The organism is Streptomyces sp. JH002, from assembly GCF_050916115.1.
Classification (GTDB): Bacteria; Actinomycetota; Actinomycetes; order Streptomycetales; family Streptomycetaceae; genus Streptomyces; species Streptomyces xiamenensis.
Window position 1 is genome coordinate 5204403 of sequence record NZ_CP087989.1, and the last position, 12691, is coordinate 5217093.

At 70.1% G+C, this 12691-nt stretch carries 7 protein-coding genes; 6 read left to right on the forward strand and 1 reads right to left on the reverse strand.

What is annotated here, in order from left to right:
• The first annotated feature begins 827 nt into the window (after positions 1-827).
• The 4 genes from lgt (at position 828) to H7827_RS23925 (ending at position 8855) form a co-directional block, all read left to right on the forward strand.
• Positions 828-1814 (forward strand): prolipoprotein diacylglyceryl transferase, encoded by a 987-nt coding sequence (gene lgt, locus H7827_RS23910; protein WP_432747299.1) that lies wholly within the window; start codon positions 828-830, stop codon positions 1812-1814.
• Positions 1811-2515 carry a VIT1/CCC1 transporter family protein gene (locus tag H7827_RS23915; protein ID WP_386539408.1) on the forward strand — a complete coding sequence of 235 codons (705 nt, stop codon included), beginning with the start codon at positions 1811-1813 and terminating at the stop codon, positions 2513-2515. Before lgt ends, H7827_RS23915 begins: the two co-directional genes overlap by 4 nt.
• Before the next feature lie 315 nt (positions 2516-2830).
• Complete coding sequence (gltB, locus tag H7827_RS23920) at positions 2831-7399, forward strand: glutamate synthase large subunit (protein WP_432747300.1); 4569 nt, start codon at positions 2831-2833, stop codon at positions 7397-7399.
• Complete coding sequence (locus H7827_RS23925; RefSeq protein WP_432747301.1) at positions 7392-8855, forward strand: glutamate synthase subunit beta; 1464 nt, start codon at positions 7392-7394, stop codon at positions 8853-8855. Before gltB ends, H7827_RS23925 begins: the two co-directional genes overlap by 8 nt.
• Positions 8856-9627: 772 nt before the next feature.
• On the opposite strand, the gene H7827_RS23930 is transcribed toward H7827_RS23925, so the two are convergent.
• The gene (locus tag H7827_RS23930) at positions 9628-10170 is read right to left on the reverse strand and encodes a hypothetical protein (RefSeq protein WP_432747302.1); all 543 of its coding nucleotides are present in this window, start codon (positions 10168-10170) and stop codon (positions 9628-9630) included.
• Between the two features lie 204 nt (positions 10171-10374).
• On the opposite strand from H7827_RS23930, the gene H7827_RS23935 reads away from it, so the two are divergent.
• Both H7827_RS23935 and H7827_RS23940 read left to right on the forward strand, forming a co-directional pair.
• Complete coding sequence (locus H7827_RS23935; RefSeq protein WP_432747303.1) at positions 10375-11679, forward strand: sugar ABC transporter substrate-binding protein; 1305 nt, start codon at positions 10375-10377, stop codon at positions 11677-11679.
• 3 nt (positions 11680-11682) lie between these two features.
• Positions 11683-12690 (forward strand): carbohydrate ABC transporter permease, encoded by a 1008-nt coding sequence (locus H7827_RS23940; RefSeq protein ID WP_078635604.1) that lies wholly within the window; start codon positions 11683-11685, stop codon positions 12688-12690.
• The last annotated feature ends 1 nt before the right edge of the window (position 12691 follow it).

A 12691-nucleotide genomic window follows, 5' to 3' on the forward strand; every position in this document is an offset into this window, starting at 1 on the left:
AAGGTGGTGTCGGCGGTTTACGTCAAGAGTGACCTGCACTGGTGATGCAGGCCGCCATTGATCAACTACCGGTTCTCCTGGGTCGGTCTCCTCGTCGGATGCCAGGAGAAGCCGCTGGCGCCCCGAGGCCGAGGCGGTCAGGGGATTCCTGTGGAGGAGGCGGCCGAGTGGCTGGAGACGATGCAGGAGTTTCTGGTCGCCATCAGCGTGGGCCTCGAAATACCGGTCGGTAGGTGCCCACGAAGGCCCTGAGCCTGTTCGATCTGCTGTCCGGCTCCCACGGCGACGTGACGGGCGGTTTGGAGGACCCACCATGGAGAATGACCCTATGGCGGTCTTCAGCCGGTTCAACCCCCAATTGACCTCGACCCTGGGGATGTGGCGAAGCTCCAGGGGCGGATGAAGGCGACGGTCGAGAGCAAGGCGCGGGCATCGAGACCGACTACACCTTGTCTGTCCCGTGTTGTCCCTGATGGGTTTGGAAGAGTGCAGCTGGGTGGTGGCGCGGCGCACATGGCGTGGTCGGTCCTCGCTTCCGTGGCGTACGAGGACACTCCCGGAAGGCTCTGGCCGAGCGATTGGACGGTCAACCCGGGGAAAGATGACTGCACCCGCACCGAGGGCCATCTCAATCCGATGGTTGATGCCCAGCCCTACGCCTCGCGCCAAAGTAGTTCTGAATCGGATCCCGATGACCGCAGCGGTGAGGTGGCGGAGGGGTGCGGCGTGGCGTCCCTCATCCGGCTGGGCACACAGTGTGATCCCGGTCGGGAAAGCGGGCCGTGGATTCCCGGGTGGGCGTCCGGCGCGGTAGCGTCGGGGACACCATGGAGATCCTTGCCTCTATTCCCAGCCCAGGCACCAGCGAGGTCCATCTCGGGCCCCTGCCCCTGCGTGGCTATGCCCTGTGCATCATCATCGGTGTCTTCGTCGCCATCTGGCTCGGCGGGAAGCGCTGGGTCGCCCGGGGCGGCCAGCCCGGGACCGTCGCCGACGTCGCCGTGTGGGCCGTGCCCTTCGGCCTGGTCGGCGCCCGGTTGTACCACGTGATCACCGACTACCAGCTGTACTTCGGTGAGGACCGCGACTGGGTCAACGCGTTCAAGATCTGGGACGGCGGTATCGGCATCTGGGGCGCGATCGCCGGTGGCGCCGTCGGTGCCTGGATCGCGTGCCGGCGGCGCGGGATCCCGCTGCCCGCCTTCGCCGACGCCGTGGCGCCCGGTATCGCGTTCGCACAGGCGATCGGTCGCTGGGGCAACTGGTTCAACCAGGAGCTGTACGGCAAGCCCACCGATCTGCCCTGGGCCCTGGAGATCGACAACGGCATCGATGTCGGTACCTTCCACCCCACCTTCCTGTACGAGTCGCTGTGGTGCGTGGGCGTCGGTGTGCTGGTGATCCTGGCCGACCGGCGGTTCAAGCTGGGGCACGGCCGGGCGTTCGCGCTGTATGTCGCCGCCTACACCGCGGGCCGCTTCTGGACCGAGTACCTGCGCATCGACGAGGCCCACGAGGTGCTGGGCCTGCGCCTGAACAACTGGACCTCCATCGTCGTCTTCCTCGCCGCCGTGGCCTACCTGGTGATCTCCGCCAAGCGCCGGCCGGGCCGGGAGGAGATCGTCGAGCCGGGGGCCGAGGAGGAGCAGACCGGAGCCGACGCCGACGCCGACACCCAGGACGGTGACGCCGACGCCGACGCCGCCGGGAAGGGTGACGGCGAGAAGGAGCCCGCCGCCAAGGGCCGGGTCGGCCTGGCCAAGGGCGACGACGGCGACGGGACCGACAAGGCGGGGGCCACCTCCGCGTCATGACGGGTTCCGCCGAGGCCCACCACCGGCACCGCGACGTGAGCGGAGGCTGGCTGCGTCCCACGGTCTTCGGGGCGATGGACGGGCTGGTCTCCAATCTCGGGCTGATCAGCGGTGTCGTGGGGTCCTCGGCGTCGGCCCACACCATCGCCATCGCGGGAATGGCGGGCCTGGCCGCCGGGGCGTTCTCGATGGCGGCCGGGGAGTACACCTCGGTCGCCTCCCAGCGGGAGCTGGCACTGGCCGAGATCGAGGTGGAGCGGCGCGAGCTCGCCCGCAACCCCGACGACGAGCTGGCCGAGCTGACCGCGGTCTATGTGGGGCGCGGGGTCGAGCCGGAGCTGGCCCGGGAGGTCGCCCGGCAGCTGTCCCGCGATCCGGACCAGGCGCTGGAGATCCACAGCCGGGAGGAGCTGGGGGTCGGCCCTTCCGATCTGGCCTCGCCGATGGTCGCGGCCCTCTCCTCCTTCGGATCCTTCGCGGTCGGGGCCCTGCTGCCGGTGCTGCCCTATCTGCTGGGCGGCACGTCCTTCTGGCCCGGTCTGCTCCTCGCGCTGGCCGGGCTCTTCCTGTGCGGCGCGGTCGTGTCCCGGGTGACGGCCCGCTCCTGGTGGTTCAGCGGGCTGCGGCAGCTGCTGCTGGGGGCCGCGGCGGCCGGGCTCACGTACGGGATCGGCGCGCTGCTCGACAACGCCCTGAGCTGACCCCTTCGCCCGGAGCGTCCGGGAATATACCGGGCGGCCCCGCACGCTATGTACTCATCGGCGTGCCCATGGGTGAGCTTTGTTTCCGGAGGGTTTCAGTTCGTTTCCTGCGGGCATGAGGCTTCCACGTCCGCCAGCGCCGACATATCCGCCATTCTCCGGCCGGAGCCCGGCAGAACGTAGTCCGCATCGTGGACAGAGGTATCCACTTCTCGGGAACCTCGCCATCGTGTAACCTGCACGAAAATTTAAGCCAGCCAGGGCCAGCGTCGTCCCTCGGTACACAACACCTACCAAGAGACGACGGGAGAGCCGATGCGTTCTGCGTCCCACCCGGTGAAGCAGGGTATGTACGACCCGGGCAACGAACACGACGCCTGTGGCGTCGGCTTTGTCGCCACCCTGACGGGCGAGGCCAGCCACGAGCTGGTCGATCAGGCGCTGACCGTGCTGCGGAACCTCGAGCACCGCGGCGCCACCGGCTCCGACCCGGACACCGGGGACGGCGCGGGGATCCTCATCCAGATCCCCGATGCATTTTTGCGGGATAACGTTCCTTTCGGTCTCCCCGAGGCCGGCTCCTACGCCGTCGGCACCGCCTTCCTCCCGGTGGACGCCGACGAGAACGCCACCGCCACTACCGCCATCGAGGCCATCGCCGCCGAAGAGGGCCTGACCGTCCTCGGCTGGCGCGAGGTGCCGGTCGCCCCCCAGCTGCTCGGCGCCGCCGCCCGCGAGGTCATGCCCGCCTTCCGCCAGCTCTTTGTCCACGATGCGGACGGCGGACGGACAGGCATCGAGCTGGAACGGCGCGCCTTCGTCCTGCGCAAGCGTGCCGAACGCGAGACCGGCGTCTACTTCGCCTCGCTGTCGGCACGCACCCTGGTCTACAAGGGAATGCTCACCACCGGACAGCTTGAGCCGTTTTTTCCTGATCTTTCAGACCGTCGCCTGGCTTCGGCCATCGGCCTGGTCCACTCGCGGTTCTCCACGAACACCTTCCCGAGCTGGCCGCTCGCACACCCCTACCGGTTCGTCGCCCACAACGGTGAGATCAACACCGTGCGCGGCAACCGCAACTGGATGCGCGCCCGCGAGTCCCAGCTGGCCTCGCCGCTGTTCGGCGAACGCATCGGCGACCAGGACGCCCTGGACCGGATCTTCCCCGTCTGCACCCCGGACGCCTCCGACTCCGCCTCCTTCGACGAGGTCCTCGAACTGCTCCACCTCGGTGGCCGCTCCCTGCCGCACTCCGTGCTGATGATGGTCCCCGAGGCGTGGGAGAACCACGAGTCGATGGACCCCGCCCGGCGCGCCTTCTACCAGTTCCACTCCACCCTGATGGAGCCCTGGGACGGCCCCGCCTGCGTCGCCTTCACCGACGGCACCCAGGTCGGCGCCGTACTGGACCGCAACGGGCTTCGCCCCGGCCGGTACTGGGTCACCGACGACGGGTTCGTCGTCCTCTCCTCCGAGGTCGGCGTCCTCGACATCGACCCGGCCACCGTCGTGCGCAAGGGCCGGCTCCAGCCCGGCCGGATGTTCCTCGTCGACACCGCCGAGCACCGCATCATCGAGGACGACGAGATCAAGGCGGGCCTCGCCGCCGAGCACCCCTACGCGCAGTGGCTGGACGAGGGCCTCATCGGCCTCGCCGACCTGCCCGAGCGCGAGCACGTCGTCCACACCCACGCCTCCGTCACCCGCCGCCAGCAGACCTTCGGCTACACCGAGGAAGAGCTGCGTATCCTGCTCGCTCCCATGGCGGGCAGCGGCGCCGAGCCCATCGGCTCCATGGGAACGGACACCCCCATCGCCGCGCTCTCCGACCGGCCGCGGCTGATCTTCGACTACTTCACCCAGCTCTTCGCCCAGGTCACCAACCCCCCGCTGGACGCCATCCGCGAGGAACTGGTCACCTCCCTGCACTCCTCCCTGGGCCCCCAGGGCAACCTGCTGGACCCCTCGGCCGCCACCTGTCGCTCCGTGAACCTCCCGTTCCCGGTCATCGACAACGACGAGCTGGCCAAGCTCATCCACATCAACGCCGACGGCGACCTCCCCGGCTTCGGCACCGCCACCCTGTCCGGCCTGTACCGGGTCAGCGGCGGCGGCGCCGCGCTCGCCGACCGCCTCGCCGAGATCCGCGCCGAGACGGACGCCGCCATCGCCGACGGCGCCCGCCTCATCGTCCTCTCGGACCGGCACTCCGACGCCGAGCACGCCCCGATCCCCTCGCTGCTGCTCACCTCGGCCGTCCACCACCACCTCATCCGCACCAAGCAGCGCACCCAGGTCGGGCTGCTCATCGAGGCCGGCGACGTCCGCGAGGTGCACCACGTCGCCCTGCTCATCGGCTACGGCGCCGCCGCCGTCAACCCCTATCTCGCCATGGAATCGGTCGAGGACCTGGTCGCCCGCGGCACCTACCTGCCCGGCATCGAGGCCGAGACCGCCATCAAGAACCTCATCAAGGCGCTCGGCAAGGGCGTCCTGAAGGTCATGTCCAAGATGGGCATCTCCACCGTCGCCTCCTACCGCGGCGCTCAGGTCTTCGAGGCCGTCGGTCTCGACGAGTCCTTCGTCGACACCTACTTCCACGGCACCACCACCAAGATCGGCGGCGCCGGCCTCGACGTCATCGCCCAGGAGGTCGCCGCCCGGCACGCCAAGGCGTACCCCGCCTCCGGCATCGCCCCCGCCCACCGCGACCTGGAGATCGGCGGCGAGTACCAGTGGCGCCGCGAGGGCGAACCGCACCTGTTCGACCCCGACACCGTCTTCCGGCTCCAGCACGCCACCCGGCAGCGCCGCTACGACATCTTCAAGCAGTACACCGAGCGGGTGAACGAGCAGGCCGAACGGCTGATGACGCTGCGCGGACTGTTCCGGCTCAAGGACGGCGAGCGCGCCCCCGTCCCGCTGGAGGAGGTCGAGCCGGTCAGCGAGATCGTCAAGCGCTTCTCCACCGGCGCGATGAGCTACGGCTCCATCTCCCAGGAGGCGCACGAGAACCTCGCCATCGCCATGAACCGGCTGGGCGCCAAGTCCAACACCGGTGAGGGCGGCGAGGACTCCGAGCGGCTCACCGACCCCGAGCGCCGCAGCGCCATCAAGCAGGTCGCCTCCGGACGCTTCGGCGTCACCAGCGAATACCTGGTGCACTCCGACGACATCCAGATCAAGATGGCCCAGGGCGCCAAGCCCGGCGAGGGCGGCCAGCTGCCCGGGCACAAGGTGTACCCGTGGGTCGCCAAGACCCGGCACGCCACCCCCGGCGTCGGCCTCATCTCGCCGCCCCCGCACCACGACATCTACTCCATCGAGGACCTCGCCCAGCTCATCCACGACCTGAAGAACGCCAACCCGGCCGCCCGCATCCACGTGAAGCTGGTCTCCGAGGTCGGCGTCGGCACGGTCGCGGCGGGCGTCTCCAAGGCACACGCCGACGTGGTCCTCATCTCCGGACACGACGGCGGTACGGGCGCCTCCCCGCTCACCTCCCTCAAGCACGCCGGCGGCCCCTGGGAACTCGGCCTCGCCGAGACCCAGCAGACGCTGCTCCTCAACGGACTGCGCGACCGCATCGTCGTGCAGACCGACGGACAGCTCAAGACCGGCCGCGACGTCCTGATCGCCGCGCTCCTGGGCGCCGAGGAGTACGGCTTCGCCACCGCGCCACTGGTGGTCTCCGGCTGCGTCATGATGCGGGTGTGCCACCTGGACACCTGCCCGGTCGGCATCGCCACCCAGAACCCGGTGCTGCGCGAACGCTTCAGTGGCAAGCCCGAGTTCGTCGTCAACTTCTTCGAGTTCATCGCGGAAGAGGTGCGCGAACTCCTCGCCGAGCTGGGCTTCCGCACCCTGGAGGAGGCCGTCGGTCACGCCGAACTGCTGGACGTGACCCGCGCGGTCGACCACTGGAAGGCCGCCGGCCTGGACCTGGCCCCGCTGCTGCACGTGCCCGACCTGCCGGCCGGCGCACCGCTGCACCGCACGATCGCCCAGGACCACGGCCTGGAGAAGGCCCTGGACAACGAGCTGATCCGGCTCTCCGCCGACGCCCTCACGGCCGACACCGCCGAGGACGCCCGGCCGGTGCGCGCCCAGGTCGCCATCCGCAACATCAACCGCACGGTCGGCACCATGCTCGGCCACGAGGTGACCAAGAAGTTCGGCGGCGCCGGACTGCCCCAGGACACCATCGACATCACCTTCACCGGCTCCGCCGGCCAGTCCTTCGGCGCCTTCGTGCCGCGCGGCGTCACCCTGCGCCTGGAGGGCGACGCCAACGACTACGTCGGCAAGGGCCTGTCGGGCGGGCGGCTGATCGTCCGGCCCGACCGCGGCGCCGAGCACCTGCCCGAGTACTCCACCATCGCCGGCAACACCCTCGCCTACGGCGCCACCGGCGGCGAACTGTTCCTGCGCGGCCGGGTCGGCGAACGCTTCTGCGTCCGCAACTCCGGCGCCACCGTGGTGGCCGAGGGCGTCGGCGACCACGGCTGCGAGTACATGACCGGCGGCCACGCCGTCGTCCTGGGCGAGACCGGACGCAACTTCGCGGCCGGCATGTCCGGCGGCGTCGCGTACGTCATCGACCTCGACGAGCACAACGTCAACCCCGGCATGGTCGCCGTCGAGACGCTGGGCGAGACCGACCGGGACTGGCTGCACGAAGTGGTGCGCCGCCACGCCGAGGAGACCGGATCCACGGTCGCCGGCAAGCTGCTGAAGGACTGGGACGCTGCCGTCGCCCGCTTCAGCAAGATCATGCCCACCACGTACAAGGCCGTGCTCGCCGCCAAGGACGCCGCCGAGCGCGCCGGACTCGGCGAGTCCGAGACCCACGAGAAGATGATGGAGGCGGCGACCCATGGCTGACCCGAAGGGCTTTCTCACCACCGGCCGCGAGACCGCCACTTCCCGGCCCGCCGCCGAACGCGTCAAGGACTGGAACGAGGTCTACGTCCCCGGCTCGCTGCTGCCCATCATCAGCAAGCAGGCGTCGCGGTGCATGGACTGCGGCATCCCGTTCTGTCACAACGGCTGTCCGCTGGGGAACCTGATCCCCGAGTGGAACGACTACGCCTACCGCGAGGACTGGGCCGCGGCCAGCGAACGGCTGCACGCGACCAACAACTTCCCGGAGTTCACCGGGCGGCTGTGCCCCGCGCCGTGCGAGTCGGCGTGCGTGCTGGGCATCAACCAGCCCGCCGTCACCATCAAGAACGTCGAGGTCACCATCATCGACAAGGCGTGGGAGGCCGGGAACGTCACCCCGCAGCCGCCGCAGCGCCACTCGGGCAAGACCGTCGCCGTCATCGGCTCGGGCCCCGCGGGCCTGGCCGCCGCCCAGCAGCTCACCCGGGCCGGGCACACGGTCGCGGTGTACGAGCGCGCCGACCGCATCGGCGGCCTGCTGCGCTACGGCATCCCCGAGTTCAAGATGGAGAAGCGGCACATCAACCGGCGCATCGAGCAGATGCGGGCGGAGGGCACCAAGTTCCGCACCGGCGTGGAGATCGGCCGCGACATCGACGCGGCGAAGCTGCGCAAGCGGTACGACGCCGTCGTCATCGCCGCCGGTGCCACCACCGCGCGCGACCTGCCGGTGCCCGGACGCGAACTGAGCGGCGTCCACCAGGCGATGGAGTACCTGCCGCTGTCCAACAAGGTGCAGGAGGGCGACTTCATCACGGCCCCGATCAGCGCCGAGGGCAAGCACGTGGTCGTCATCGGCGGTGGCGACACCGGCGCCGACTGCGTGGGCACCGCCCACCGGCAGGGCGCGGCCTCCGTCACCCAGCTGGAGATCATGCCCCGGCCGAGCGAGGAGCGCCCCGCCCACCAGCCGTGGCCCACGTTCCCCATGACCTACAAGGTCACCTCCGCGCACGAGGAGGGCGGCGAGCGGGTCTACTCCGTCTCCACCACCCACTTCGAGGGCGACGAGGACGGCAACGTGCAGTGGCTGCACCTGATCGAGGTCGAGTTCATCGACGGCAAGCTCACCCAGAAGCCGGGCACCGAGCGGAAGATCCCGGCCCAGCTGGTCACCCTGGCCATGGGCTTCACCGGCACCGACCAGGAGAACGGCCTGGTGCGGCAGTTCGGCGTCGACCTCGACGCGCGCGGCAACATCGCGCGGGACGCGGACTACGCGACCAGCGTCGACGGCGTGTTCGTGGCCGGTGACGCCGGGCGCGGCCAGTCGCTCATCGTGTGGGCGATCGCCGAGGGCCGCGCGGCGGCCCGCGGTGTGGACCGTTTCCTGACCGGCGCGCCCAGCGCCCTGCCCTACCCGATCCGGCCGACCGACCGCTCCCTGACGGTCTGACCGGATCCCCCGAACTTCCGTACAACGTCGTACGGAAAGTGGCCACGGCGCCTGCCTCTCCCCGACCGAGTGAGGGCAGGCGCCGAGGCATGTCCGCTGGAGGGCCGGGCAGGGAGGAGAGGAAGGGCTCGGGGGAGCGGGGGAGCGGTGACGGGGGTACGCAACGGTCTGGCCCGGCTGGCGGGCGCGGTCATCGGTCTCGCGGCGGTGGGCACGGCGTGCGTCGCGGCGGCGCTGTTCCATGTGCTGACGAACTCCCCGAAGGGCGGCGTCGCCGGGCTGATCGGCGTGATCGTGCTGGTGATCGCGGTGGTCCTGCTGGGCCCCGCCATGCTGGCCATCACCTCGTCCCGCGACTGGCAGTGGCGCACCAAGGCCGCCTGCTGGATCGTCACCGCCCTGTGCACCGGGCTGGTCATGACCTTCGAGCAGACGGTGATCTCCTGGCGCGGTGAACGCGTGGTGGCCGAGGTCACCGAGGTCAGACGGTACGCGTTGGGGCCGCCTTCCAATGGCGAGTCGGTGGAGTGCCGGCTGCGGCTCGCGGACGGCCGCGTCCCGCCGAAGCCGCTCCGGCAGGGTTATCTGTGGCGGCAGGGCGACTGCCGGGGTGACGTGGCCGCCGGGGACACGGTCAGCGCCTGGATCGACACCGGGGGAGCCATCCCCCCGCAGCCGGCCGCGCCGTATCTGCCGGCCTGGGTGGTGGCCACGCTGGCCGGTGGCGCGGCGGTGGCGGTGACGACCCTGGCGGCCGGGGCTGCGGTCCGGTTCACCGCGAGGAGGAAAGCGGGGCCCCGGAGACCGCGTCGATCACGGGGCGGTCGCCCAGCGCCGACTCCAGGCCGATCCGGTACGGGTCGGACAGCCACTGTTCCGTACAGGCCACCGTGGAATCGGGTACGTTCCAGCCGCCCACGATCACCAGCTCCTCCGTCTCCCGCAGCCAGGCGCCGAACTCCGTATCGCAGGCGCCATGGCCGACGTGGACAGTGAGCGCGGTGTCCTCGGGGGAGACGGCGTCCATCCCGGGCAGCGGCAGCAGCTCCGCGCCGCCGCCGTCGAAGGGCCCCGGGTCCGGCCACGCGCGGACGATTTCGTCCGCCCGCTCCTCGAAGAGCGCGGGGGAGGGTGCCTGCGGGGCGGGCCCCTGCGGCCATGGACCCTGGGGCAACGGGTGGGCGTACGGCAGCGTCTGGATGTCGTTGTGCCGGCCGAACTGCTGCATCCACAGCACCGCGCCCAGCCCCACGCCCGCGATCGAGAAGCCCAACACCGCCCCGATGACGACCGATCTGATGATCCGCGGCCGCATCCCATCCCCCTCCGTCGGCACCGGTCGTACCACTCCGGTGGGACGGTCCGTACCTTCGGTCGGTTCCTCCGCGACCTCCAGTGGTCCAGGCCACAAACGGTGCCATTCCGTGATGCCAGGACCTGGAACGCGTGAACACACCGCTGTCACAATCGACGCTCCATCCGGCTGGATGATCTCCCTACCTTCAGGAGGGGACTGACCATGTCGCACACCCCCGGCCACTCCGGCACCCCCGCCCGCCGCCTCCTCGCCGGTGCGGCAGTGCTGTCCCTCGGCCTGCTCACGGCCTGCGGTAGCGACTCCAACTCCGGTGACAGCGCGGCGACAACCCTCGACGTCTGGATCATGGAAGGCACCAACCCCGACGCCGGCCCCTACTTCGAGGAACTGGGCGCCGCGTTCAAGGAACAGACCGGCGCCGAACTCAACGTCCAGTTCATCCAGTGGGCCGACGCCCACGACCGGATCACCACCGCCATGGCCGGCCGCGAACTCCCCGACGTCGCCGAGATCGGCACCACCTGGGCCCTGGAATTCGGAGCCGTCGGCGCCCTGCGCGACCTCGCCGGCGACATCGAGGCCGACGGCCTGGGCGGCGACCTCGTGCCCGCCCTCCACGAGGCCGGCACCGTCGACGGCGCCACCTACGGCATGCCCTGGCACGCCGGCACCCGCTCCCTGATGTACCGCGCCGACGTCTTCGCCGAACACGGCCTCCAGCCGCCCACCTCCTGGGACGAACTCCGCGACGTCGCCCTCCAGCTGAAGGAACTGGAGCCCGACATGATCCCGTTCCCGGTGATCGGCGGCACCGAGTACACCGTGGACCCCTTCATCTGGGGCGCGGGCGGCCAGATAGCCCAGGCCGGCGACGACGGCACGTGGACCTCCACCATCAACGCCCCCGAGGCCGTCGCCGGCATCGAGTTCTACACCTCGCTCGCCACCGAACACGGCCTGTCTGTCGCCGCCGCCGAGACCTGGCTGGAAACCGACCAGCTCCAGAGCTTCCAGACCGGCCAGGCCGCCATGGTCATCAACGGCAACTGGACCATCAACACCCTGCTGGAGGACGACCCCACCTGGGCCGACCGGCTCGGCGTCGTCCCCATCCCCGGCCAGCAGCCCGGCACCTACAATCCCTCCTTCGTCGGCGGCTCACTTCTCGGCGACTTCAACAGCGACGAACCCGAACTCGCCTGGGAACTCATCAAGCTCATGTCCACCGGCGAGTACGGCGCCCGGTGGGCCGAGCAGTCCGGCTTCTTCCCCGGCCAGCAGTCCCTCCTCGAAGACGTGGCGGAGCAGGCAGGACCCCTCGTCGCCCCCTTCGCCACCCAGATGCTGGAGGCCGGCGCCAGCGTGCCGGTGACCGAGCTGTACGGCCAGGTCCAGGGCGCACAGGTCATCCCGCGGATGCTCCAGTCCATCCTCTCCGGCTCGGCCACCGTGCAGGAAGCCGCCGACACGGCGGCAGCGGCCATGGACGAGACCTTTGGCAACTAGCCGATGAGCACCGACACCACCGACCCCGCGCGGCACCGGAACGGAAACCGGCGCCGCGACCGGGGCCGGACACCGGACCCCGAACGGGAACGGCACCTCGCCCGCCGCCGCGCACAACGCACCCGCGCCCTGCGCCCCTGGCTGCTGCTCGCCCCCGCCCTCGCCGTCCTGGCCGTCCTGCTGCTGTGGCCCCTGCTGCGCGTGGTGCTCCTGTCCTTCCAGGACTACGGCCTGCGCCAGATCTACACCGGCACATCGAACTACACCGGTCTCGACAACTACCGCACCCTGCTCGGCGACAGCGCCCTGTGGTCCACGGTGCTGCCCAACACCGTCGTCTTCGCCGTCGTCTGCGTCGCCCTCACCGTCATCACCGGCACCCTCGTCGCCCTCCTGCTGCAACGCCTGGGCACCGTATGGCGGGTCATCTGCTCCACCGTGATCATGATGGCCTGGGCCATGCCCGCCGTCACCGGCACCTACGTGTGGATCTGGATCTTCGACCCGCTCAACGGCATCGTCAGCGGCGGCCTGGACTCCCTGGGCCTGATCGAACCCCGCGAGACCAACTGGTTCACCGACCGCTGGTCCTTCTACGCCATCGCCACCCTCAACGTCGTCCACCACGGCTTCCCGTTCGTGGCCATCACCGTCTTCGCCGGGCTGCTCACCATCCCCAGGGAACTCCCCGAGGCCGCCCTGATGGACGGGGCCAACGCCTGGCAGCGGTTCTGGAAGATCACGGTGCCGACCATCAAACCGGTCTTCATGGTCGTCACCATCCTGTCGACCATCTGGGACTTCAAGGTCTTCGCCCAGATCTACCTGATGCCGGGCGGCTCGGGCTCCAACCCCGACATCTTCAACCTCGGGGTCTGGTCCTACCACCAGTCCTTCGTCAAGAACCAGTACGGCATGGGCTCGGCCATCGCCGTCCTGCTCACCCTGCTGCTGCTCGCCATCACCGTGGCGTACATCAGGGCCCTGTTCAAGGAGAGGGACGAACTCTGAC

What these genes read in the sequence shown, in the direction of transcription:
- H7827_RS23915 (WP_386539408.1), top strand. Translation starts at nt 1,811, where the DNA reads ATGACGGGTTCCGCCGAGGCCCACCACCGGCACCGCGACGTGAGCGGA.
- H7827_RS23935 (WP_432747303.1), top strand. Translation starts at nt 10,375, where the DNA reads ATGTCGCACACCCCCGGCCACTCCGGCACCCCCGCCCGCCGCCTCCTC.
- H7827_RS23940 (WP_078635604.1), top strand. Translation starts at nt 11,683, where the DNA reads ATGAGCACCGACACCACCGACCCCGCGCGGCACCGGAACGGAAACCGG.
- H7827_RS23930 (WP_432747302.1), bottom strand. Translation starts at nt 10,170, where the DNA reads ATGCGGCCGCGGATCATCAGATCGGTCGTCATCGGGGCGGTGTTGGGC.
- lgt (WP_432747299.1), top strand. Translation starts at nt 828, where the DNA reads ATGGAGATCCTTGCCTCTATTCCCAGCCCAGGCACCAGCGAGGTCCAT.
- gltB (WP_432747300.1), top strand. Translation starts at nt 2,831, where the DNA reads ATGCGTTCTGCGTCCCACCCGGTGAAGCAGGGTATGTACGACCCGGGC.
- H7827_RS23925 (WP_432747301.1), top strand. Translation starts at nt 7,392, where the DNA reads ATGGCTGACCCGAAGGGCTTTCTCACCACCGGCCGCGAGACCGCCACT.